Origin of the sequence: Acinetobacter sp. WU_MDCI_Abxd143, from assembly GCF_025514195.1 — a bacterium.
Classification (GTDB): domain Bacteria; phylum Pseudomonadota; class Gammaproteobacteria; order Pseudomonadales; family Moraxellaceae; genus Acinetobacter; species Acinetobacter pittii_H.
The window spans coordinates 63,644-88,517 of sequence record NZ_JAHPTH010000005.1 but is presented as its reverse complement, the minus strand read 5'-3'; the positions used below and the strand labels follow the sequence as shown (position 1 = coordinate 88,517).

The following is a 24,874-nucleotide window of genomic DNA, read 5'->3' as shown; positions in this document are numbered from 1 at the left end:
CTTTAACTATGCGCGCTTTAATACAACGAGTTCTTGAAGCCAAAGTGGTGGTAGACGGTGAAACTACAGGCGAAATCCAACAAGGCCTATTAGTCTTTTTAGGCATTGGCCGAGATGATAATTTGGCTATTGGCCAAAAGCTTATTGATAAAATTTTGAAATATCGAATCTTCGATGATGAGCAAGGCAAAATGGGCTGGAATGTATCTCAAGCAAATGGTGGAATCTTGCTTGTGTCGCAATTTACCCTAATGGCACAAACACAAAAAGGTTTGCGTCCAGACTTTGGCCCGGCAATGCCACCTAGCGATGCAAAAGCGTTATACGAACAATTGGTTGAATATACACATTCTCAATTTGAAAACGTTCAAACCGGAATTTTTGCTGCGGATATGAAAGTACACCTCATTAATGATGGGCCAGTAACTTTCAATTTGGAAGTCGAAGCATAGACATAAAAAAACTCCCAAATGGGAGTTTTTTTTATGTCTAGCAATTAACGTCCAGTTTTCTCTTTAATGAAAGCACGCGCCTGACGTACTTTTTCTTTTACTGGTTTTGGTAACTTAGGTGGAATGAGCTTAGCGACTTGGTTAAACCATACCAATAGGCTGAAATCACCTTCCATTTTAATGCTGCCGTCTTGCATACCCGTCATAAATGCTGTTGGGTCACCTTTAATCAAAGTTTTTACACCTTGCTCACTGTCTGCGAATTGCAAAATAAAATCAGCTTTCTCAGGTGCACCTGCAACCGTGTCAATTTGCCCATTATTAATAATGATCTGACGTGCAACGCCTAGGTCTGTACCAATCTGAATACGGAACGCGCGGTCATGAATCAGTTCAATAAACTTAGGGCTTGTACGCGCCAACTGCTTCATACGCAGCACTAAACCTGCTACCAATAAATCTAACGGGTCTGTACTGACATCAACGAGAGGTAACTTGACTACAGGTATGGAAGAAAGTTTCATGAACATTCACGCCTATTGTATTTTTATGAAAACTTTAGAGCAAAACTTAGCAACGACATACCATTGCCTGTGTTTTATGCATCAATTGATAATTTTTTAGCTGGCAACGCAATCTAGATGAAACGTCAACAGACGCATCTATCGTAGCATAACTGGCTATTTTTTAATAAATGCTTTGTATAATAAAAATCACGTTTCGTAAATGAAAAAGGCATGCTGTGCATACCTTTTTACCGTTAGATAACAATTTAATTATCGGCTAGAACATTGCTGCTGATCATCTTCATATACTGGCGTGTGTTCTATATATTGGCGATTTGCCAATGCCTTTTGTGCTTGTTTATCCTCACGTAACAGAATAAATGTAACCATTACCATCGCTAGACTTAGTGCAGTTAAATAACTATATGTGACTGGCATTTCAAAAGTGACTTGAACTCCAAAACGGACCACTTCCAATAGCCCCCAAAAGAACATCCCTGCAAGCATAAAACCAAGCCAACGACGGTAAGGAGAAAAGAAAACAGCAACAAGCGCGACAGCAATTAAGCTGAATCCGGCGATAGCGGCAAAATTCGCTGTTACCATAGAAACCTCCGTCTTAATGAAAACGTCTAAAAACATTCGGTCTTAAATACCCGACCTCATTCCAAAAACAACTTTAATTCATGATTTGTGTTGAAGCTTACGATGCATTATGGATGTTTTTTTTTAGAAAAAAAGACCCGTTTTTTCTTAATGCGACATACTTTGTCGCAACATTCTTTTGTCATTACATTTTTGTAAAATTCAAAAACTTCGATTCCCTATATGGCATCAATTCTGGCGTGTCATTACAAAAAAATATGCTGTTTTTAAGGCCCAAAATAAGTTTTTTTCAGATTTTTTTATTGCCTTTTTTCTGTGCAAAATTTTGTCATAACTTGCTTGTTTTTATGACTATTCTGCATAAAAAAAGCGCTACTCTGAAGTAGCGCTTAAAGCTTATCCATATAGGTTAAGCACGATTTAAATCTTTATCATGCATACCGAGTAAATACAGTACACCATCTAAACCAACACTTGAAATCGCTTGATTTGCATTTTGGCGTACCAATGGTTTTGCACGATAGGCAACGCCTAAGCCTGCAATCGCAAGCATTGGTAAATCGTTTGCACCATCGCCTACTGCCATCGCTTGCTCTAGAGAAATCCCCATCTTATTTGCAAGCTCGCGTAATAGCTCAGCTTTACGGGCGCCATCTACAATTGCACCTTTCACTTCACCTGTTACGAAGCCGTCTTGCACATCTAAAATATTGGCGTGAACTTCATCAATACCGAGTTTGCCTTGTAAATATTCAGCAAAATACTGGAATCCACCAGATAAAATTGCCGTTTTATAACCAAGTGCCTTTAAGGTCGAGATAAGACGCTCCGCACCTTCAGTAATGGTTAAACGCTCTGCAATTTTAGGCAAAACAGCAGCATCAAGCCCTTTCAATAATGCAACACGCGCACGGAAGCTTTGCTGGAAATCAAGCTCACCTTGCATTGCTCTTTCAGTAATTTCAGCAACTTGTGCACCTACCCCTGCTTCAATCGCCAACTCATCAATCACTTCTTGTTCAATTAATGTTGAGTCCATATCGAAGCACACTAAACGGCGGTTACGACGATAAGCATTGTCTTCTTGAACAGCAACATCAATATTTAATTCGCTTGAAAGAAGTAAACAAGCAGCACGCATGGCTTGTGCATCTAAAGTTGGGCCGCTACTTAGACCAAACTGTACACAGGCACGACGTGGGAATTTGTTATCTCTTTCGAAGTCTACACGACCTGATAAACGCGTTACTGTTTCGATGTTAAAGCCTTGGCTAGACACAATTTTTGTAACTGCTTGTAAGTGTGCCGCAGTGAGTTCTGGGGCTAAAGCCGTGACGATATAACGAGTCCGACCACCTTCACTTACCCATTGATCGTATTCTGCGCCCGTGATTGGTTTAAAGCGCACTGTTAAGCCAATATCATGTGCTAAAATCAAAATCTCTTTCATTGCCAATGCGGTCGCAGTTTCATTATCAGAAGCGACCACAATGCCTAATGTAAGTTGATTATGAATAACAGCCTGACCTACATCCAGTATTTGCAATGAATGTACGGATAGTACTTGCATTAATCGGGTAAACTGGTTTGGTTGGTCCGGTCCTAAAAAGGATATAAGAATGATTTCTCGCATGAATTGACTCTAGTCTGAGTGACAACTATTGTAAGAATCATAATCGAATTTCAATATAATTGCCTTGGAAGTTTAACTTGATTGCGCCTAGACAAGGGCTATTTGCTAGCCTACTGATCGTTAGTTTTGCATTGCATACCTTTTTATTGGTCATTGCAACGACACACCAGCTTAATGAAAACCGTGCGAGTCAAGGTCAGCTCATGACCAGTCAGCTCGTTGCAGACAGCTTATCTGAGCTTGAACCTGCTAATACGGTGTCTTTAGCTCTGATTGCCAATCGCTATGCGACCAATCCAAGTGTTGCGTCTATTCGCATTCTTGATGCGAACAAACAGGTTCTAGCAACAAGCGGAATTTCAAAAACCCGCCAAGGCGAAATTTTTGCTCGTGATGCCCTTCAAAATGAAAAGAAAGTGGGATCTATCGAAGTTACGTTGATTCAGCCAAGTATTGGAGAAATTCTTCGTACTCAATGGCTTGCAATTTTAGCTTCTCTGTTTTTGCATGTTTTATTGTGGCTTGCCTATCGCGCGATTGCTCGTCCAACACGAAGCGAATATTTGGCACGCATTAATGAAGAAAACCGCTTGAAGCATGAAATTCAGCAGTTAACTCAAGCATTGGCTCTAGAAAAACAAAATACAGTCACGTTGGTTGCACAAGCTCAGCAACAAGCTAAAGCGAAACCAGCAGTTCGCCAACAAACCGAGAAAACTTCAGATTCAGCTGACCAACATACGTTGGCACTCAATATTCAGTTTTATGATCCTAAACAGTTATTAAGCAGTGTTAACCAATCGGTATCTGTTCCTTATTTCAAGCTCTGCCAGCTCTTTTTAAACAAGAGTATTGAGTTATGCGTTAAGCATTACCAATTGAAGCTCACAGATATTGAAGTAGTAGATGAGTTTAATGCCGAAGGCGCGACACTTGCGATTTCAACCTCTCATACGCATGCCGTAGAATGTCTGCTTATGATTGGAACCGTATTCCAATTACTTTCAGATGTTTTATATAAACGTTACCGTGAAGATAAACGTTTTGCGCTGCAAACTCGTAGTGCAACGTGTAATGCTGTGGAAGCTATGCAAATCGATGCAAAAGAAGCTGCTCAACGTTTAGCACAGCATCTTCACGCTAAAGAGTCAGCTTTATATCTCGAAAATGAACAGCTTAAAGCAATTCAAGACAGCTACCAACTTGTTGCAATGCCAAACCCAAGCAATGTGATGACACGTCACGCATTTATGATCAATGGTATGAATGCAGAATGTGCTGAACTTGCTCAAAATATCCGGACTGAAATTTTAATGGGGAAAAAATCAATCCCACAAAATGATAGTCCAAGTAGTGCAGCTTCATAAAAAGTAACTACGCGCATCAGAACCTAGCCTTTTGGCTAGGTTTTTTTTATTTAAATTCATGGCTTTTATTTAAAACCACTCCATTTTCTTATGATTTATTTGTATAAATAAATCTCGATCTATTCTTAGATGTCACAAATTTGGATAAATCAGAATCATAGGCAAAATTCTCTAAACAGCGTAAACTATGCAAAATTTATTAAATAGAAATTGTCTTACGACAAAAAAAGGTGAAAGCGAATGCCGCTGAGTCGTGTTGAAGATCTTGTCGCCGATATTCGTGCAGGCAAAATGGTTATCTTGATGGATGACGAAGATCGCGAAAATGAAGGTGATCTTGTCATTGCAGCAACGCATGTTCGTCCTGAAGATATTAACTTCATGATTACCCATGCACGTGGTCTAGTTTGCCTAACGCTAAGCCGTGAGCGCTGTAAACAGTTAAACCTTCCGTTGATGGTTGACCAAAACGGTGCTCAGCACAGTACAAACTTTACCTTATCAATTGAAGCCGCTGAAGGTATTACCACGGGTATTTCAGCAGCAGAGCGTGCACATACAATTCAAGCTGCTGTCGCAGCGCATGCAAAACCAACTGATATCGTACAGCCGGGTCATATTTTCCCGTTAATGGCACAACCAGGCGGTGTTTTACATCGTGCAGGTCATACTGAAGCAGGTTGTGATTTAGCACGTTTAGCTGGTCTTGAACCAGCTTCTGTCATTTGTGAAATCATTAATGAAGATGGCACAATGGCACGCCGTGCAGATTTAGAAATTTTTGCCGAGAAGCATGGCTTAAAAATTGGTACAATTGCGGACTTGATTCACTACCGCATGACCAATGAGCAAACGGTTGAACGTCTGGATCAAAAAACCATTCAAACAGAATATGGTTCATTTGAACTTTATCGTTATCGTGAGATTGGTAACCCGGACATTCATTTGGCTTTAGTTAAAGGCGAGCCAAAAGAAGGTGTTACAACAGTACGTGTGCATGGTTTTAGTCCAATTCGCGATTTGCTTAAGCTAAATAAAGCTGATGGTGAACCTGCGTGGAACTTAGACCGTGCCCTACAGACGATTGCAGCGAGTGATCGCGGTGTTTTAGTCTGGATCGGACAAGATCATTTGCAAGACTTGGGACCAGCGTTGGATGATTTAAATAAGCCAAAACCGGTGAAATCCAATGCAGCACTTTCACATCAATATCAAACCATTGGTGTCGGTGCTCAAATTTTGCGTGATTTAGGTGTTGAAAAAATGAAGCTTCTTAGCTCACCATTACGTTTCAATGCCTTATCTGGCTTTAATTTAGAAGTAGTGGAATATGTCACTGCTGATCAAATCACAACGAAATAATCGAGGTTGCTATGGCAATTCGCCGTATTGAAGGTTTATTACATCTCGCAAGCGAAGGTCGTTATGCGATTTTAGTGGGTCGTTTCAACAGCTTTGTTGTTGAACACTTATTGGATGGTGCAATCGACACATTAAAACGTCATGGTGTAAATGAAGATAACATTACTGTTATTCATGCTCCTGGCGCATGGGAACTCCCGATTGTTGCTAAAAAATTAGCTACATCAAACCAGTTTGATGCAATCATCGCACTTGGCGCAGTGATTCGTGGTAGCACACCACACTTTGACTTCGTTGCTGGTGAATGTGCAAAAGGTTTAGGTGTAGTCGCGTTAGAAAGCAGCTTGCCTGTCATCAATGGTGTATTAACTACTGATAGCATCGAGCAAGCCATCGAACGTTCAGGTACAAAAGCAGGAAACAAAGGTAGCGAAGCTGCATTGACTGCTATTGAAATGGTTAATTTATTAAAGGCAATTTAAAGCATGTCTCAAACACTGCAAGCCGCTTATGCAGCAAAACGTAAAGCACGTCGTTTTGCTGTACAAGGTATTTATGAGTGGCAAATGAGTCACAACCCTGTACATGAAATCGAAGCACGCACCCGTGCTGAAAATGCAATGCACAAGGTAGACTTAAACTACTATCACGAACTGCTAACACAAGTGATTGCACAGCACGAAGATCTTGATGCATTACTTATTCCGGTCCTTGACCGTGAACTTAGTGCACTTGATGGTGTAGAGCTAGCAACATTACGCTTGGGTGCTTACGAATTACGTGATCATTTAGAAGTACCTTACCGAGTAGTTCTAGATGAAGCTATTGAACTCGCTAAACACTTTGGTGGAGCAGATAGCCATAAATACATTAATGGCGTTCTAGATCGTTTAAGTTCAACACTACGTAGTGCTGAAAAACAACAAGCAAACTAATAGGTTTGAAGTTGATATGGCTGAGTTTTCTATTATTGACCAATACTTTAACAGACAATCTTACACAGATGTCACCTTGGGTATTGGAGATGACTCAGCCTTAATTACCCCTCCCGTAAACCAACAATTGGTGATCTGTGCAGATACACTCGTTGCTGGACGTCATTTTCCTCTTGATACCTCTGCCCATGCAATTGGCTGGAAAAGCGTAGCTGTCAATCTTTCAGATATTGCAGCAATGGGGGCAAAACCGCATAGTATTTTACTGGCGCTCAGCCTACCTAAAATTGATCATGAATGGCTTGAAGGATTCAGTCAGGGAATTTATGACTGCTGTAATCAATTTGGGGTTGCTCTCATTGGTGGAGACACGACCCAAGGCCCTCATCTCACCATTACTGTCACAGCCATGGGCTGGGTTGAAACCGGACAAGCCGTGTTACGTTCAGGTGCCAAAGTCGGTGACTATGTTTGTGTGAGCGGTCAAGTTGGTGATGCCGCGTATGGTTTACAGCACCTAGGTCATCCATTACAAGAAAGACTAGATTACCCGACACCACGTTGTCAGCTTGGACAACAGCTGAAGGGATTAGCATCTAGTATGATTGATATTTCTGATGGATTAGCCCAAGATTTAGGCCATATCTTAAAAGCTTCAAACGTCGGTGCCCGATTACTTTTAGAAAAGTTACCGATTGATTCAACGCTACAAGCACTACCAGAACAACAGCGCTGGCAATATGCTTTGGCCGGTGGTGATGATTACGAATTATGTTTTACAATAACACCGCAAAATTATGAAAAACTTTTGCAAAAACAACTAGACATTAAGATTACAATGATCGGAGAGATCGTTGAGCAAACACAACTAACTTTTGAGCATTTGGGTTCAGATTACCCATTGCAAATTCATGGATACCAACACTTTGCATAAGCCACCGATTCATTTTAAGGACATGTCTTGGTTCAACCGCTGCATCGTTTTCTGTGGAGTTGGTTTCGGATCTGGTCTCGCACCTAAAGCTCCCGGTACTTTTGGCTCTGCCTTTGCCCTACTTTTCGTTCCAATCTGGTTATCGCTTGGCTTTAACTTAAGCTTGATCGCTATCCTTGTCATGTCCTTGGTAGGAATTTATATTTGTGGTCAAACTGCAAAAGTTATTGATGTACACGATGATGGTCGAATTGTTTGGGATGAATTTGCAGGACAATCTATTACCTTCCTTCCCCTGCTTTATTTACAACAAATGAATTGGATGTGGGTGATTGGGGGATTTATATTATTTCGGATTTTCGATGTTTGGAAACCTTGGCCTATACGCGTTATTGATCGTCAAGTGCATGGTGGTTTTGGTATTATGCTTGACGATATTATTGCCGGTGTATGGGCTGCTCTTTGTACACTAATTATTATCCATTTGAGTTAAATCATTAGAGTTATTCATGTCAACTACCGTCATTATTCTTGCTGCAGGCAAAGGAACGCGTATGCGTTCTCAGCTTCCTAAAGTACTACAACCTTTAGCGGGTCGCCCACTTTTAGGACATGTCATTCAAACAGCAAAAAAAATACACGCAGAAAATATTATTACAATTTATGGACATGGTGGTGACCACGTCAAACAAACTTTTGCACAAGAAAATATTGAGTGGGTTGAACAAGCAGAACAACTAGGTACAGGCCATGCAGTACAAATGACCTTACCCGTACTTCCTAAAGACGGTATTTCATTAATTCTTTATGGTGATGTACCTTTAGTACGTCAAACAACGCTAGAGCAACTTGTTGAAGTTTCAAGTAAAACGGGCATTGGCATGATTACTTTACATGTCGACAACCCAACAGGTTATGGTCGTATCGTTCGTCAAGAAGGTAAGATTCAAGCGATTGTTGAACATAAAGATGCAACAGAAGCTCAGCGTCAGATTCAAGAAATCAATACAGGCATCTACTGTGTTAGCAATGCAAAACTTCATGAGTGGTTGCCTAAACTTTCAAATGAAAATGCGCAAGGCGAATATTATCTAACTGACATCGTAGCAATGGCTGTTGCAGATGGTCTAGAAATCGCATCTATTCAACCAGAACTCGCTTTTGAAGTTGAAGGCGTCAATGACCGCTTACAACTTGCTGCACTTGAACGTGAGTTCCAGCAACAGCAAGCAAAAGAGCTTATGCAACAAGGTGTAACTTTTGCAGACCCTGCACGCTTTGACTTACGTGGTTCTGTGAGAGTTGGACATGACGTTCGTATTGACGTAAATGTGATTATTGAAGGTGACTGTGAACTGGGTGATTTTGTAGAAATCGGCGCTGGATGTATTCTAAAGAATACCAAAATTGCCGCAGGCACCAAAGTTCAGGCTTATAGCGTTTTTGATGGTGCCATTGTCGGTGAAAATGCTCAAATTGGACCATTTGCACGCTTACGCCCGGGTGCTAAATTGGCAAATGAAGTACATATCGGCAACTTTGTTGAAGTTAAAAACACAACGATTGGATTGGGCAGTAAAGCCAACCATTTCACCTATTTAGGTGATGCAGAAATCGGTGCTGAATCGAATATTGGGGCAGGTACGATTACTTGTAATTACGACGGTGCAAATAAACACAAAACCACTATTGGCGATGCCGTTTTTATCGGTTCTAATAGCTCGCTGGTTGCCCCGGTGACCATTGGGAATGGTGCAACAGTTGGTGCAGGTTCTGTGATTACGAAAGATGTAGCCGAACAAAGTCTCTCCTTTGAACGTGCGCAACAAATTTCAAAAGCAAATTATCAACGTCCCCAAAAGCTTAAAAAATAAGAGGATTGAAGTATGTGTGGTATCGTCGGAGGCGTTGCACAGCGTTGTGTAACCGAGATTTTAATTGAAGGTTTAAAACGTCTTGAATACCGCGGTTATGATTCTGCGGGTGTTGCTTTACTGAATAACCAACAAATTTTACGTGAGCGTCGAGTAGGTAAAGTTATTAATCTTGCCGATGCAGTTGCTGAACACCAGCTTACAGGGGCTATCGGGATTGCACATACCCGTTGGGCAACACACGGTAAACCAACTGAAAACAATGCTCACCCGCATATGTCTGGTAAGGTTGCTGTTGTACATAACGGTATCATTGAAAACTATCAAGAACTAAAAGATGACCTTCAAGCTTTAGGTTACGTTTTTACTTCTCAAACAGATACTGAAGTTGTTGCACACTTAGTTGCTGAAGCATTAAAAAGTACAGATAGCCTTCTAGAAGCTGTTGAAACTGTTGTACCTCAACTTAAAGGTGCTTACGCGTTAGGTATTATCCATAGCGATTATCCAGATGAACTGATTACTGTACGTGAAGGTTCACCACTCGTGATTGGTGTAGGTATTGGTGAAAACTTTATTAGTTCAGACCAACTTGCACTTTTGCCTGTAACTAATCGTTTTATGTACCTTGAAGAAGGTGATATTGCCCGTCTTACCCGTACTTCAATTGAAGTATTTGCAAATGGCGAACGCGTTGAGCGTCCAGTGCGAGAGCTTGATGCAACTGTAAGTAGTGCATCAAAAGGTGAATACAAGCACTACATGCTCAAAGAAATTTATGAGCAACCAGAAGCAATCAAGCAAACAATTTCTCAAGCGCTTGATGGCAACAGCTTACGCGATGATTTCTTGAAAAATGCTGATGCAGATTTCAACAAAATTCAAAGCGTACAAATCATTGCTTGTGGTACAAGTTACCACTCAGGAATGATTGCGAAATATTGGTTTGAGCAACTTATTGGTGTGCCTTGCCAAGTTGAAATCGCAAGTGAATTCCGCTATCGCACCCCTGTAATTGTTGAAAATACACTTTATATTTGTATTTCACAGTCAGGTGAAACTGCCGATACTTTAGCTGCACTACGTGAAACTCAAAAGCGTGCGAAAGCAAACAATATCGACATTCAGACTTTAACCATCTGTAACGTTGCTACGTCTTCAATGGTTCGTGAAACTGATCATCACTTATTGACGCTTGCTGGTCCTGAAATTGGTGTTGCTTCAACTAAAGCGTTTACAACTCAGCTTGCTGCGCTTATGTTGTTGATCTTGAAAATTGGTCAAGTGAAACAACGTATTAGCCCTGCTCTGCTTGAAGAAATTACACGTGAGTTATGGCACAGCCCGAAAGTTATTCTTGATACCCTCAAAAATGACCCAGAAATTTTGCGTTTGTCTGAATTATTCGTTGAAAAAAATCACTGCTTATTCTTAGGCCGTGGTACGAATTATCCAATCGCGTTGGAAGGCGCATTAAAGCTAAAAGAAATTTCATATATTCATGCAGAAGGCTATGCAGCTGGTGAGTTAAAACACGGTCCATTAGCACTTGTTGATAGTGAAATGCCGATCGTCATTCTTGCTCCAAATGATGAAATGCTTGATAAGCTCAAATCAAATATGGAAGAAGTTCAGGCACGTGGTGGTGAGTTATTTGTTTTCGCTGACGAAAATAGCGGAATCAATGAAAAAGACCGTCAACACGTTGTGCATATTCCAGCAGTAAACGAATGGCTAGCTCCAATCGTTTATAGCGTACCAGTTCAGTTGTTGTCTTATCACGTTGCTGTATTACGTGGTACAGACGTTGACCAACCACGTAACTTGGCGAAGTCAGTAACTGTAGAGTAATTCAAAAAAGATCATTATTAAGGCATCACCTGCTTTAATAACTGATTGATTAAGCCCGATATGCATTAATTGCCTATCGGGCTTTTTTATTGCCTGATTCAAAGGGTTCATATAAAACAAATCTAAAATAAAAAACTGATGGCATTCATGGAAGTTTGGCCAAAGTTAATTTCCAACTTTATAATCAAAATATTGTGATCTTAGAGGTTGATACTTCTGATAATAAGGAACCACTTCCACTCGTGTTTTATCGCTTAAAGATAGAAATCAGTGGAATACTACTAATCGAGCTAAATTCCCAGAACCTGTAGTCACTCAGTGTTTAATATGGTCGAAAGGAATTTTTAAAAATATTTGCTATAAAATAGTACCTTGAACCATCCTCGAATGAATACTAGGAATCAGGAAATATCAGAGTAAGAGATAAAGGGAAGGATGCTACATTTAGCAAGCATTTTAATAAATTCTTCTAGCTAAATTTTTGCTAATTTTAATATTTCCTGGTATCCTGGCATTTATTTATTTGCTTTTTGATGATGTATGTCTAGCCCTTTAAAATTTCTGGATTTATTTGCTGGCGCTGGAGGCTTATCTGAGGGATTTATTCGAGCTGGCTTCAAACCAGTCGCCCATGTCGAAGCAGATGCTTCAGCTTGTTTCACGCTTAAAACACGACAAGCATTTCATTGGCTTAAAAATAATAATGCAATAAATATCTATTCAAAATATTTAAAAAATGAAATAACACGTCAAGAACTTTATGGTGCTGTCCCCCCCAACGAAATAGATTCAGTCATCAATGAATTCATTGGCCCAGATACTCTTAAAACAATTTTTAAGAAAGTTGATAGCCAATTAAATAACGCAAAACTAGATCTAATTATTGGTGGTCCACCTTGCCAAGCTTACTCACTCATTGGTCGAGCTCGAGGGAATATGGATGATGATCCTCGTAATCATCTATATAAATACTATGCAGAATTTCTAAAAAAATATAAACCTAAATATTTTGTTTTCGAAAATGTACTTGGGCTGTTGACCGCTAAAGATCCAAACGACGAACTTTATTTCGATAAAATGAAAAGTTTATTTATCGAAACCGGTTATTCAATTGAGTATAAAGTCTTATCTGCAAATGAATACGGTGTTCTTCAGAACCGTAAACGAATAATTTTGGTAGGTAAACGCGGACATCGTGGTAAAAAGTCTTTTTACCCTGAAATTGAAAAATGGACTCCTGAAGCAACCGTCTGGGATCTACTTAAAGATCTTCCTAAAATAAATGCTGGTGGAGGTAAACCTTCCCCATTAGAACCGATCTCTAAACCATCACAATGGTTACAAGATGCTCAGATATCAAATGATCTTCCTTTAACTTGGCACGAGGCACGTCCACACTCTGAGCAAGATTTAGAAATTTATAAGCACGCGGTTAATTTATGGAATAATGAAAAAAGGCGTCTTCATTATGACGATTTACCTGAACACCTAAAAAGTCATAAAGGGCGTAATTCTTTTGTTGATCGTTTTAAAGTAGTTGCTGGCGATTTAACTGCCTGCCATACTGTTGTTGCGCATATCTCAAAAGATGGACATCATTATATCCATCCTGATATAGATCAGAATCGTTCATTGACGCCTAGAGAAGCAGCAAGAATTCAAAGTTTTCCTGATGATTATTATTTTGAAAATGTTTCAGGAAAACCAGCACGTACAAGTGCCTTCAAACAAATTGGTAATGCAGTACCTGTTTTACTTGCACAAAAAATTGCAGAAAAATTATTAAAGGATTGGGAATGACTGAAAATTACATTACTTCAGAAGATTTAGCATTTCGCCCACGAGCACGTCTATTACAAATGCTCGGTGATCAGTTGATCGGCTCTTCTCGTTTAGCAATTTTTGAGCTTGTGAAAAATGCTTATGATGCTGATGCTGATACTGTATTAATCACTTTAGATAAAATTAATACAAAGAATGCAAAAATCATTGTCGAAGATAATGGTGAAGGAATGTCAGCTGATATTATTAAGAATATTTGGCTTGTCCCTGCTCACGATCATAAGGAACAACAGAAAAAAGAAAAAAGACGAACCAAAGCTGGTCGTTTACCTTTAGGTGAGAAAGGTTTAGGTAGATTCGCAGTACATAAATTAGGAAATGAAATTCAACTCGTCACTAGGGCTAAAGATTCTGATGAGTGTGTTCTTCATATTAATTGGCAAGATTTAATTGATAAACCTTTTTTGGAAGATACTCGAGTAGAAGTAGTTACGAGAAGCCCAATTATCTTCATAGGAGAAAATACAGGCACTCAAATTACTATAAGTAACTTGAGAGAACAAAATTGGTCTAGAGGTGATGTAAGAAAACTTTTACGCCAAATTACTTCGATATCTACACCTTTTAATGAAAAACGAAGTGACAAGTTTGAAACATTACTTGAAGTTAAAGGACATCCAGACTGGACCGAAGGTGTTTCAGATATTGATAAATTAAAGGAGAGAGCGCCTTGGCATATCTCATTTTCAATCGTCAATGGTTTACTATCTTTAAATTATAATTTTATTGGTGTTCCTGGAATTAAAGTAGAACCTCGCCAAGAATTATTTGAAAATGAGAGGCTTTTATTACCATCAAATTTGAAAAAAAACAAAGTTGTAGTGGAGCCTGAAGATTTACATGGAATTGGTGATATAAGTGGTGAATTTTTTATCTATGATCGCGATAAACTAGTTATATCTAAGTTTGGAGAGCAACAGCTTGTCGAAAGCTTTCTAAATGAAAATGGCGGTATTCGGGTATATCGAGATAATATACGTGTTTATAACTATGGTGAGCCTGGTGACGATTGGCTTGGTTTAGATTTGCGAAGAGTCAATGTACCCGGTAGGCATATTAGCCGGAACATCATTGTTGGATCTTTAGATCTTAGTGTGGAAGATAGCTTTGGTTTACAAGAGAAAACCAATAGAGAAGGTTTCATTGAAAATGAGACGTACGAACGATTCCAACAAATTGTATTAAGTGTATTATCTATTGTTGAGACAGAGCGTCAAAAAGATAAAGAACGTATAAGACAAATAACCGAAACAGGTAAAAATATAGAAGAGAAAAAAATTGAAAAGCCTTTAACTGAACTCAGAAAACTGGCGAAGAAGCATAATTTAACTGATGAATTAGAACCATTAATTGAGAAAACTGAAAAAAATTATAATGAAATGCGTGAAGTAATGCTTACGTCAGGTTTTAATAATATGGGATTAGCTATTGTTTTCCATGAAGTTGAACATGGTGTTAGATCTTTATATCGAACCATTGAGCATAGTGAAGATATTACTTTAATTAAAGATCATGCCTATGAACTTGTGAAAATTTTAGATAGTTTCTCTGACTTATTGAGAAAAGGTGATAATAAGCCTGCGAGTTTAAAAAACTTGATTCGTCGTGCAAGAGATATTGCCTCAATTCGATTCAGAACACATAAGGTTCAATTTGTTTGTCCATTCCTTGAGGAAAATATTCCTGATATTGAACAAAAATATATATTTAAAATATTAATCGGTTGTTTAAATAATATATTTGATAACTCAATATATTGGCTTCAAGCACGTTGGCCTGAAGACACTATAGGTCAGAGAAAGATTTATATAGACGTACGTAGAGACTTTTATGGTAAAACAGCAATTATTGTTGCTGATAATGGTCCAGGTTTCCAAGATGAGCAAGAGCAGTTAGTAAAACCATTCTTCACCAGAAGACCAAATGGAATGGGAATTGGTTTATATTATGTAAATCTTGCAATGGAAGTAAATAAAGGGCGTCTAGTTATTCTTGATGATCAGGATGATGTACCAAAAGAGTTTGATGGTGCAGCTATGGCTTTAGTTTTTGATTAATTTTTTGGGTTAAATTAATAATGTTAACACCTCCACGTTTTGTTGTACTTGATGATAAAAAAGAACACCTAGAGCCTATTGTTGAAACATTTAAACTTATTGGTTCTTCATGTATTGGGGTCCAATATAATGAAGAAGATGCCTCTCATTTACATCAAGACTATTACAAAGGCGTGAGAGGTTTATTTATAGATTTAAATTTATCTGGTAATAGTTCATTAGGATCAAGTACCCATTATGCTGAAATTACCAGAATTTTAGAGACAGTTATTTCATGTGATAACGGCCCTTTTATAATGATTCTATGGACGGATAATCCACAAGAGTGTGATCAATTAATTGAATATATTGAAACTCGTTTAGATCCGAATAAAAAATATTGCAAACCTTTACTTATCAAATCTTTATCCAAAACTATGTATATTGATGCTAATAGCTCAATAAAAGAAAGTAATCGTGAAACATTCAAAGAAGAAATTAAAAGCTTTTTTTCTTCTGTCCCACAAATAGCCGCACTTTTTGATTGGGAATCAAGAGTCTTAGAAGCTGTAAATCAAACTCTAATTGAACTATTAAATTTAGTGCCAAATGATAAGAGAACTTTTAACGACTATCCAGCTGAAATAGACAAAGTATTAAGCTGTATTACTAGCTCTACCCTAGGTGATGGCCATGTTAATAAAGACCGCCAACAAGCGTTTAATATTTCAACCGCACCAATTCTAACTGATAAAATATTGAATAATAAAAATTTTAATCAAGGAATCTGGGAAAATGCTATTACCAAGGTCAATACTCCAGATTCCAAAATCACAGATCCTAAAGCTGTGGGTAAATATAATAAAATGCTACATCTTGCTGTTACTGGGCATGAAAAAATGTCACCTTTAGATTGGGGGGCTGTACTCAGACCAATCTATTGGTGTAATGAAATGACATGTGATTTGTTTGGGTTAACTATAGAACAAATTAAAACAGATGTTTTTGGGATAAAACCCGAAAAATCATCCAGTTATGAACCTATCTTTATTAGATTAGGTGCTGTATGTGATTATGCACAACAGAAAGAAGGTTTAATCCCGTACTATTTAGGCTACAAAATATCAAGAACAGATTTTGTGAAACGCAAGAATGAATTTGAATGGCATTCTCCTTTATTCTTTACAGATGCAGAAACGGAACCTTTCTATCTAGTTATTAATTTAAAATATTTACTAACCTTACATTCACAAAAAACTTCTATTTTTGAAGTCAAATACAGGATTCGGGAGCAATTACTTAATCAATTAATTTTAAGGGCAAGTAATCATGCATCGAGACCAGGTATTAATGAATTATATGTAAGATAAATAAATTTTACCTTAATTTAGCTAAAGTAGATTGGAAACTATCTACTTTAGCTTATAATATTCGCTCAATATCTGATATGCACCATTCCGAAGACCAATCATTATTGAATCATCTAGATTATGGTCTTTAATTATATTTTTTAGCTCTAGCTGAAATTTCTTATCATTTTTAACTTTAAGAGCTCTTGATGAGATAAATCTAAACCCACTATCTGCATTCGTTGCAATTGTAGCTATACATAAGAAGTCTTCATTCTTTTTATCATCACTTAAAAAAATATTATTTTTATCATCAACATAATATTTTGAAAATATTACAAATCTATCTTCAATTTCTGAATTTGTATAACTAATTAACCTACCATAGTCAGCCCCCCCATAGCTTACAACTGATCCAAAATCTAAGCCATGCTTTAAAATATTCTGACCATTTTTAGCTGGATCATATTCGTATAAGGAAGCTTTAGAGAAAAGATGATTTTCAGGAAGTTTAAATGTATTAGGAAAATCTATACCTTGTGATTCACATAATTTTTTCACAATACATCTTAAAATATCATTCATTAAAAATTCATCTACTTTGATATTTCTTGTTAATATTTTAACTATGAAATCATATCTATCTTTAGAAACTTGAAGCTTACTATTTATAGTTTCAGAAAAATTCTCTTTACCATTTTCTGAGATATAATTATTTATGAAGGTAGTCAATGAATCATTTTCCTCAACAATTTCATTAGATATATTCTTAGCCGACATATATTAGCTTTCCTTATTAAATAAAAACTTTACTGTAAAAAGTGATTCAAAAAAACTTAATTTCAAGACTAATCAATTAAAAGAAAAGCAAAATATTTACGAAAATAAAATCAAAGCTTCTGAACAAGCTCTTATAGACTTTACAGAACTAAAAACTGAAATACTAAGAAGAAAAAATCAGTTACTTCAAGATCTTGAAAAAATAAAAGCTTACAGTGATTTTCAAACGTCACTGATATAATGTGAATGTAGTTTAACTTGAATTTAAAGTTTCAGTCTAGTATGAAACTTTATTACTCTCACACATGCCATAGTTTTGATAACTCATATTAGAAAGCCCGATACGCATTAATTGCCTATCGGGCTTTTTTTATTGCGTTCATATCGCTACACAGACGCTTTTGCGTGTAAGAGAATTTAGTTTGATAGTAGAAAACTCCCCTAGGCCCCTGAGTCACAATGGACTTTTACTTTTGCGCTGATTTAAAGTTTGAGAGATCATTGCGACACAGAGATAAAAGAGCTAAGCGAACTTAGCCCATTTCATTTTTGTCGCAGCGTTGAATGCTGCTAAACAAGTTAGGGGCAAAGTCCTGTGGGAGAACAGGACTTTGCAAACTGGTGTGTTTTAAACGTTGCATGATTTGAGGTGAATACACTTGCGCGAGCTGTTGGCAAATACAATCGCAACTGGCTTGCATGTGTTCACCTGATAAACAAATTCTTTTAAATTCCTGCTGAGCATTGGCTTCATCATTTGTAATACTGTAAGCACCGACCACAAGGTTTAAAACTAATATAAATTTATGAAGTTTCATATTATTCTCATGATTATTTATATCTTTAAATAAAATAAAAATATTATTCGCTTAAATATTAAAATAATTTTTTAAATAACAATTAATCCTCCCACAAGAATAGGAAAACAAAATAATTAAGATTATAAAATAAAAATAATTTATATATTTAAAAAATCAGGACATAGAAAATCCAAATTTTAAATAAATAAAATAGTTAAATGAGAGAGAAAATAAGTTTGAATAATGGCATGGCCAACTCCTTAAAAATGGAGTCCTACCACCAAATCACCGTCAATTGATTAGGGTGGCAGAACGAAAGAGGGTTGACAGACTGAGCCTAGCGATCAGCACGCGCGTACGCGTCCCCCTTCCGCCCTACCATAGAGAAAAAGGGGGCACAAAGGTTCCACACGGGAAATACTGAGAAAGTATAACCCGACACGCTAGACACGGTCTGTCAAAACCGACTGGCGATGTAGGCCAGCAACGAAATAATAATTGGTATAATAAAGAACGTCAATTTATTTTAATAAAAAAAGTTTAAATATAATAATTTAACTAATGTTTAAATAATATTATTATCTTTATTATATTTGCGAATTTTAATTAAATTTAAAATATAAAATTTGGTTATATATATTTAGTTAATAAAATAGATTAATCATTAATTCTAATTTAACAGTTTATATAAATATAAGATGATAAGCATATACCTCTTATCATCTTTTCTAGAGTTTACTTTTCTATAGCTTTTACGGGTAATCGCGTACCTAACAAAGAAAAACTAACATTCGCAACTTCCAATGGATCTGAACTGGTCCAAATAATATGATTCCCCTCATTTGGACTTTCAGAACCTAAATGATATTGATTGAGCTGCCGTATTAATTGCGCTGTTACAGCTTCCGAAGGCTCAATAATTTGGATATCACGACCTACAATTTCCTGAATCGTGTCTGAGACAAATGGATAGTGTGTGCATCCTAAAATAATCGTATCGACTTTTTGCTCGACCAACGGCGCTAAAATATTTTTTAAATAATCCTTAACTTCCGCGGTATGCGCTTTGCCCGTTTCAATTTTTTCAGCTAAGCCAATACACGGCACTAAAGAGACTTTAATATCTTGCGCATATGTTTCAATTAAACTTTTTAAGTTTTTACCCCTAACCGTAGTGGCAGTTGCCAAAACCGCAATATGCTTGCTCATGGTCATTGCCACAGCTGGTTTTACCGCTGGTTCTATGGCAATGAGTGGCACACTAATTTGTGCTCTGATTGTTTCAATCGCTACAGCCGTCATGGTGTTACAAGCAACCACAATCGCTTTGCACTTCCCTTCATTTATAAGATTTGAGATTAAATGCGTGGTTCTTGAAACAATCCAGTCACTTTCTCTGTCTCCATACGGGACATATTTCGAGTCAGCAAAATAGATAATGTCTTCATTCGGAAGGGCCTGCCGAATGTACTTAAATAGAGACAGCCCACCTAAACCAGAATCAATCATTCCAATCGGGTTGTTATTGTTATTCATGCTTTATCCTGTATTTCATGTGTTTAGAAAAATTCTTTCATAGTTGCCAAGTCGTTGAGCACGACTTTGGGCTGAATAGTTTTTAATTTTTCAGCCGATGTATAACCCCAACCTACCGCAGCAAAATCAATACCTGCTTTATGTGCAGCTTCGCCATCAGTGGTTTGGTCGCCGACATAAATTGCTTGGTTTTTACTTACGTCCAAAATGTTGAGAACATGCTTAATCCGCTTCGCTTTGCCAAATATAGACGAGCCACCATCAATATGGCTAAAAAGCTCACAGAGTTCTTTACCCAGTACATTTTGACAGTTTTCTTTAGAGTTTGAAGTAATAATTGCGAGCGTATAACCCCGCTTATGCAGTTCAATTAAGTGGTTCCGCATACCCTCAAACAAATGAATTTCTTCATCTCTTTCTTTCATTAACCGAATAAAATCTTTCGCAATCCAAGGCAGTTTCCACCGAGAAACATTCATCTCTTTCATAATTTCTCTAGGCGTAAGTTGTTTGTAGTAATCGACTTCGTGAAGGCTTACCGATTTAAACTTATACTTTGCGGAAAGTTGATTTAAAACGCTTAGAAAAAAATGAAAGGAGTCGGCTAAAGTGCCATCTAAATCAAAAATAATAGCCTGATATTCTTTTAGGTTTTTTTCCATTTCTAGTTTCGAAAATATATTTTTTATTATTATATTCTGTTTTCTATCGGTTTTTAAATCAGGTCCAACGAGGACCTGACCTAAATTTCGAATTTTATTTTAAGCTGCTGCTTTTTGCTCCTTTATCCAATTTTTAATACGGGCATCGAGTATATTTAAAGGCAATGTTCCTGCATTTAAAATCATGTCATGGAATGCTTTGATATCAAAACGGTCTCCAAGCTCCTGTTTGGCGAGCTCTCGTAGCTCTAAAATTTTCAGTTGTCCCATCTTATATGCTAATGCTTGGGCAGGAATAGCAATATAGCGGTCTGCCTCTGCCTGAATATCAGGTTCATCTAAAGCTGAGTGTTCTCTCATGAAATCAATCATTTGCTGCCGCGTCCATTTTTTATAATGTACGCCAGTGTCCACCACTAGACGGCAAGCACGGAACAACTCACTCGATAGTCTTCCATAGTCTGAAAGCGGGTCTTTATAGAAACCAACGTCTTTACCCAATTGCTCTGCGTAAAGTGCCCATCCTTCAATATAAGCGGTATGGTTGGGCTGCTTTCGGAACATCGGCAAATTTGGCAGATTTTGGGCAATATCAATCTGCATATGGTGGCCGGGAATTGCCTCATGGTAAGCGGTTGCTTCCATTGATATTTTGGAACGTTCAGAGAAGTCGCCAGTATTTACATATACCTGTCCGGGGCGTGAACCATCAGGTGTTCCTTGGTGATACTCCGCACCTGCCGCTTCTTTTTCTCGATATTGCTCTACAGGCAAAACTTCGACTTTATTTTTGGGTAATAAACCAAACAGCTTCGGCAACTCTGGTTGCATTTGGGCAATATATCCCCGATAAATCTCTAAAATTTCTTCACGAGATTTTGGGAAAACAGCGGGATTTGTTTTTAATGATTGTTGGAAACTTTTTAAGTCATTGAAACCTTGTGCTTTAGCAATTTTCAGCATTTCCGCTTCTATACGAGCAACTTCTTTTAACCCAAGCTGATGAATATTTTCAGGGCTTTCAGAGGTTGTCGTATTGTTTTCTACATAAAAGCGATAGAGCTCGTCACCGTTTGGTAAGCTCCATATACCCTCGTGTTGTCGTCCATGGGATAAGTAATCTTTCTGAATAAACGTGCCAAGTTTTTGATAAGCAGGCCTAACATTCTGATCTATGGCCTGTAGTATTTCACGGCTTAAACGCTCTTGTTCTGCTTTCGAAATATTTTTTGGAAATTGCTTTAATGGAGAGGCAAAAACACTGTCCTTTCCTGCGGGAGTTGCAATGCTATTAATCTGCTTTGCCACCTTTTCAATTAAATATTTGGGTGGCATCAAACCATCTTTTTGGCCTTGTTTCGCTAACTGAATACCTTGATCAAGAATAAGAGGAATTTGTTTTAAACGAGAAATATAGTCTTGATATTGCTTAGCATTATCAAATGGAATCGAACTAATAAATCCCGGAAATTGTAAATGTAGTCCCCACATTTGATTGAAAGGCATCTCATACAATTTCAAATCATAATTTTTAAGTGTCTCTTTCAACTGATAAATCATTAAATCTTTATTTAATTGATCAGTTGCTGAAAATCCTGTGCTATCAATCGCTTCAAAACGTTTTAAAAAATTTTGCGTACTTTTTTTATCTTTCTCGATCTGATTTTTTGAAAGCTCTGTCCATCGATCGTTGTAGCGTAAATCTCCTAAAACGGTTGCAGTTTCAGGACTATTTTTCAAAGTATATTCCCACTGTTCCTGTAAAAGTTGGTTTAAAGCTTTCACCCGAACAGAGACATTACTATTTGGTTTAGATTGTGATTTTTCGATGCTATTTGTATTTATTTCGGGGGATGTAGCATTAGAAGAATGAGACATCCAAAATAAAACACTGATACAAGCCAATTGTAAGGTTCTGTTTTTCATTTAATTATCCAGAAATATTTAACAAAGGTTAAAATAAAGACAAAACAAATTACGTGCCAAGCAGCATATAAAATGGTGTAAAAATCGAGTATTTTTTTAACTAAATGATTTTATAAATTAATTTTCTTTTTAATTATATTATTTATAGTTGCTATCTATATTCCACATCTGACTTTAATAGACCAAGAACTTAAAAAAAAGTGCACATGAGCAATCTCAGTGCACTTTTGAATTTCTACATTAAAAATTGTTTCTCAAGAAAACAAATATTGATAAACAATATAGGCAGCCAGTTTTGCTGTTCTATTGTCTAAATCAAATTTTGGATTGCACTCAGCAATATCTAACAATTGGATTTTGCCAGTCTCTTGAATATGCTTAAAAATCGCTTCAAAAGTCGCCAAATCAATTCCTTTGACAGCTGGCGCACTGACCCCCGGTGCAACCGCAGCAGCGAAGACATCTAAATCAATCGTAACGTACAAGCAGTCTACTTTTTCAATAAAAGCATCAACCGCCGCGAGCACGTTGTTTAGGTTAAAAATATTAACCTCATGATCGCGTAAATATGAACAATTTAGAGCATCGGCTGTATCAAATAAAATTTTAGTATTGGCATGGTTGGCGACCCCAATACATAAATAATTAAATTGTTTTTGATGCTGTTCTGAAAGTCGAGCTGCCTGTAAGAAAGGTGTTCCAGAGGTAGCATGCTCTGCTTCACGCAAATCGAAATGGGCATCGAAATTAATAATGCCTATTTTTTTATCTGGCGCGTGGGCTTGTATATATTGGAACAGACCACTAAAGCTACCAAATGCAACTTCATGTCCTCCGCCCAATACAATCGGCTTTAAACCATTTTGCAAGCTGTTTGCGACTTGTTCAGCTAACTCGGTTTGTGCTTGCTCTAAATTCTCAGATTCGCAGGTCACTGTACCCAAATCGACAATACTGACTGGGCGATGAATAGGTAAGTTAGCAAGTTGAGTACGGATTGCATCTGGTGCATCGGCAGCGCCGACTCGGCCTTTGTTGCGTTTCACGCCTTCATCAGAACTAAAGCCAATCAGGGCAAATTCAGCATGTTGGTTTTTGTTCATGATATGGTGGATACGATGGTGTGCCTCACCCTCGCCATCATGTCGGCCTTGCCATTTAAATGTGTGATTCATGTGCCACCGTCTAAAAAATAACTTCTTTTCCATGCTGAACGACTCGCTTAGGCAAATCTCCGCCCAGCCAGTAAACTATTTCAGATGGATGCTCAATATCCCAAGCCACAAAGTCAGCGACTTTACCCTGCTCTAAACTGCCGTGTGTTTGCTCTAAACCGAGCGCTTGTGCAGCATGAATGGTGACACCCGCTAATGCTTGCTCAGGCGTTAAGCGAAAAAGTGTGCTGCCCATGTTGAGCATTAAACGTAAAGAAAGTGCTGGAGATGTACCCGGATTTAAATCACTCGACAGCGCGATACGCACGCCATGTTTAATGAGACTTTCAATCGGTGGATATTGTGTTTCACGCAATAAATAAAAGGCACCCGGTAATAACACTGCAACCGTGCCCGACTCTGCCATGGCTTTAACATCATCTTCAGTCATGTACTCTAAATGGTCAGCCGACAACGCATGATAACGTGCTGCCAAACTTGAGCCACCTAGCGATGAGAGCTGCTCAGCATGAAGCTTAACGGGTAGACCTAATGATTGTGCCGTTTTAAAAACACGTTCAACTTGAGCAGGTGAAAATGCTAAATGCTCACAGAATGCATCAACTGCATCGACTAAACCTTCAGCATGCAGTTTAGGCAGCATTTCTGTACAGATATGCTCGATATAAGCATCGCTTTGGTCTTTGTATTCTGGCGGCAAAGCATGCGCAGCTAGGCAGGTACTTTTTACCGTCATTGGTAAAGCTTCACCAATTTGACGAATCACACGCAGCATCTTGCGTTCATTTTCGTAATTCAGTCCGTAACCAGACTTAATCTCGATGGTCGTTACACCGTCTTGTTGCATACAACGAATACGCTTAAGAGCTGATTTCAGTAATTGTTCTTCGCTTGCTTCACGCGTTGCACGCACTGTGCTGGCAATACCGCCACCGCTTGCAGCAATTTCAGCGTAACTTACGCCCTGTAAACGCTTTTCAAATTCAACACTACGGTTGCCACCAAATACACTATGTGTATGACAATCAATAAACCCTGGAGTTACCCAAGCGCCTTTTAAATCAACTGTTTCTGAATAAGTATCGGCAGGAAGTTCTTGTTGTTTTCCAATCCACTGAATGAGATGCCCATCTGTAACGATTGCAGCATCTTCAATGTAGGAATATTGCCCATTTTGCATGGTTGCAATGTGGCAATTTTGCCAGAGTTTTTTCATTAGCCTATCCTCGAAACTGCCCAATCGTTAAA

The 24,874-nt window shown here is 37.9% G+C and carries 22 protein-coding genes and 2 pseudogenes; 14 read left to right on the top strand and 10 right to left on the bottom strand.

The genetic code is table 11. From position 1 onward, the window contains the following. The first annotated feature begins 8 nt into the window (after positions 1-8). The gene (gene dtd, locus KTI79_RS11610) at positions 9-452 is read left to right on the top strand and encodes a D-aminoacyl-tRNA deacylase (protein WP_046812090.1); all 444 of its coding nucleotides are present in this window, start codon (positions 9-11) and stop codon (positions 450-452) included. Between the two features lie 44 nt (positions 453-496). Here the strand turns inward: dtd and KTI79_RS11605 are convergent, their stop codons facing one another. Continuing rightward, positions 497-976, bottom strand: a complete 480-nt coding sequence (locus KTI79_RS11605) for an SCP-2 sterol transfer family protein (RefSeq protein ID WP_033849133.1) — start codon at positions 974-976, stop codon at positions 497-499. 252 nt (positions 977-1,228) lie between these two features. Further along, a complete protein-coding gene (aciT, locus tag KTI79_RS11600) occupies positions 1,229-1,564 on the bottom strand; it encodes a ciprofloxacin tolerance protein AciT (protein ID WP_002119105.1) in 336 nt (111 codons plus the stop codon). A 113-nt stretch (positions 1,565-1,677) separates the two neighbouring features. Here aciT and KTI79_RS19150 point away from each other — a divergent pair, with 113 nt between their 5' ends. Next, complete coding sequence (locus KTI79_RS19150) at positions 1,678-1,950, top strand: hypothetical protein (protein ID WP_086376076.1); 273 nt, start codon at positions 1,678-1,680, stop codon at positions 1,948-1,950. Between the two features lie 23 nt (positions 1,951-1,973). Here the strand turns inward: KTI79_RS19150 and serB are convergent, their stop codons facing one another. Further along, positions 1,974-3,197, bottom strand: coding sequence for a phosphoserine phosphatase SerB (gene serB, locus KTI79_RS11595; RefSeq protein WP_046812091.1), 1,224 nt, complete (start codon positions 3,195-3,197; stop codon positions 1,974-1,976). Between the two features lie 59 nt (positions 3,198-3,256). Here serB and KTI79_RS11590 point away from each other — a divergent pair, with 59 nt between their 5' ends. The 11 genes from KTI79_RS11590 to KTI79_RS11540 all read left to right on the top strand — a co-directional run bounded on the left by KTI79_RS11590 (position 3,257) and on the right by KTI79_RS11540 (position 16,768). Continuing rightward, on the top strand, positions 3,257-4,564 hold the full coding sequence (locus KTI79_RS11590; protein ID WP_086376032.1) for a hypothetical protein: 1,308 nt from the start codon (positions 3,257-3,259) through the stop codon (positions 4,562-4,564). Positions 4,565-4,804: 240 nt separating this feature from the next. Then, the gene (gene ribBA, locus KTI79_RS11585) at positions 4,805-5,926 is read left to right on the top strand and encodes a bifunctional 3,4-dihydroxy-2-butanone-4-phosphate synthase/GTP cyclohydrolase II (RefSeq protein WP_002119278.1); all 1,122 of its coding nucleotides are present in this window, start codon (positions 4,805-4,807) and stop codon (positions 5,924-5,926) included. An 11-nt stretch (positions 5,927-5,937) separates the two neighbouring features. Continuing rightward, positions 5,938-6,408, top strand: coding sequence for a 6,7-dimethyl-8-ribityllumazine synthase (gene ribE, locus KTI79_RS11580; RefSeq protein WP_002119264.1), 471 nt, complete (start codon positions 5,938-5,940; stop codon positions 6,406-6,408). A gap of 3 nt (positions 6,409-6,411) precedes the next feature. After that, positions 6,412-6,861: a transcription antitermination factor NusB gene (gene nusB, locus KTI79_RS11575; protein WP_002119137.1), complete on the top strand. Its 450-nt coding sequence runs from the start codon at positions 6,412-6,414 to the stop codon at positions 6,859-6,861. 16 nt (positions 6,862-6,877) lie between these two features. Next, on the top strand, positions 6,878-7,795 hold the full coding sequence (gene thiL / locus KTI79_RS11570) for a thiamine-phosphate kinase (RefSeq protein ID WP_086376031.1): 918 nt from the start codon (positions 6,878-6,880) through the stop codon (positions 7,793-7,795). Continuing rightward, positions 7,773-8,288 (top strand): phosphatidylglycerophosphatase A, encoded by a 516-nt coding sequence (locus KTI79_RS11565; protein WP_086376030.1) that lies wholly within the window; start codon positions 7,773-7,775, stop codon positions 8,286-8,288. The genes thiL and KTI79_RS11565 overlap by 23 nt, the downstream gene beginning before the upstream one ends. 16 nt (positions 8,289-8,304) lie before the next feature. After that, positions 8,305-9,669 (top strand): bifunctional UDP-N-acetylglucosamine diphosphorylase/glucosamine-1-phosphate N-acetyltransferase GlmU, encoded by a 1,365-nt coding sequence (glmU, locus tag KTI79_RS11560; RefSeq protein ID WP_086376029.1) that lies wholly within the window; start codon positions 8,305-8,307, stop codon positions 9,667-9,669. 12 nt (positions 9,670-9,681) lie between these two features. Beyond that, positions 9,682-11,520 carry a glutamine--fructose-6-phosphate transaminase (isomerizing) gene (gene glmS, locus KTI79_RS11555; RefSeq protein ID WP_086265709.1) on the top strand — a complete coding sequence of 613 codons (1,839 nt, stop codon included), beginning with the start codon at positions 9,682-9,684 and terminating at the stop codon, positions 11,518-11,520. Positions 11,521-12,060: 540 nt separating this feature from the next. After that, positions 12,061-13,320: a DNA cytosine methyltransferase gene (locus KTI79_RS11550; protein WP_086376028.1), complete on the top strand. Its 1,260-nt coding sequence runs from the start codon at positions 12,061-12,063 to the stop codon at positions 13,318-13,320. Next, a complete protein-coding gene (locus KTI79_RS11545) occupies positions 13,317-15,419 on the top strand; it encodes an ATP-binding protein (protein ID WP_086376027.1) in 2,103 nt (700 codons plus the stop codon). The genes KTI79_RS11550 and KTI79_RS11545 overlap by 4 nt, the downstream gene beginning before the upstream one ends. Positions 15,420-15,439: 20 nt before the next feature. Next, a complete protein-coding gene (locus KTI79_RS11540; protein ID WP_086376026.1) occupies positions 15,440-16,768 on the top strand; it encodes a hypothetical protein in 1,329 nt (442 codons plus the stop codon). 42 nt (positions 16,769-16,810) lie between these two features. Here KTI79_RS11540 and KTI79_RS11535 read toward each other — a convergent pair whose 3' ends face one another. Further along, positions 16,811-17,527: a hypothetical protein gene (locus KTI79_RS11535; RefSeq protein ID WP_086376025.1), complete on the bottom strand. Its 717-nt coding sequence runs from the start codon at positions 17,525-17,527 to the stop codon at positions 16,811-16,813. Between the two features lie 34 nt (positions 17,528-17,561). Between KTI79_RS11535 and KTI79_RS19145 the strand changes: the two are divergent. Next, positions 17,562-17,768, top strand: a pseudogene (locus KTI79_RS19145) (hypothetical protein); the annotation flags it as partial. 282 nt (positions 17,769-18,050) lie between these two features. Here the strand turns inward: KTI79_RS19145 and KTI79_RS11530 are convergent. The 6 genes and pseudogenes from KTI79_RS11530 to hutI all read right to left on the bottom strand — a co-directional run bounded on the left by KTI79_RS11530 (position 18,051) and on the right by hutI (position 24,842). Beyond that, positions 18,051-18,345, bottom strand: a pseudogene (locus KTI79_RS11530) (hypothetical protein). Between the two features lie 717 nt (positions 18,346-19,062). Then, positions 19,063-19,863: a glutamate racemase gene (murI, locus tag KTI79_RS11525; protein WP_086376024.1), complete on the bottom strand. Its 801-nt coding sequence runs from the start codon at positions 19,861-19,863 to the stop codon at positions 19,063-19,065. Positions 19,864-19,886: 23 nt separating this feature from the next. Further along, the gene (locus KTI79_RS11520) at positions 19,887-20,525 is read right to left on the bottom strand and encodes an HAD family hydrolase (RefSeq protein ID WP_086376023.1); all 639 of its coding nucleotides are present in this window, start codon (positions 20,523-20,525) and stop codon (positions 19,887-19,889) included. A 99-nt stretch (positions 20,526-20,624) separates the two neighbouring features. Next, positions 20,625-22,451: a DUF885 domain-containing protein gene (locus tag KTI79_RS11515; protein ID WP_086376022.1), complete on the bottom strand. Its 1,827-nt coding sequence runs from the start codon at positions 22,449-22,451 to the stop codon at positions 20,625-20,627. 254 nt (positions 22,452-22,705) lie between these two features. Then, positions 22,706-23,626: a formimidoylglutamase gene (gene hutG / locus KTI79_RS11510; RefSeq protein ID WP_086376021.1), complete on the bottom strand. Its 921-nt coding sequence runs from the start codon at positions 23,624-23,626 to the stop codon at positions 22,706-22,708. 10 nt (positions 23,627-23,636) lie between these two features. Beyond that, positions 23,637-24,842, bottom strand: a complete 1,206-nt coding sequence (hutI, locus tag KTI79_RS11505) for an imidazolonepropionase (RefSeq protein WP_086376020.1) — start codon at positions 24,840-24,842, stop codon at positions 23,637-23,639. Between the last annotated feature and the right edge of the window lie 32 nt (positions 24,843-24,874).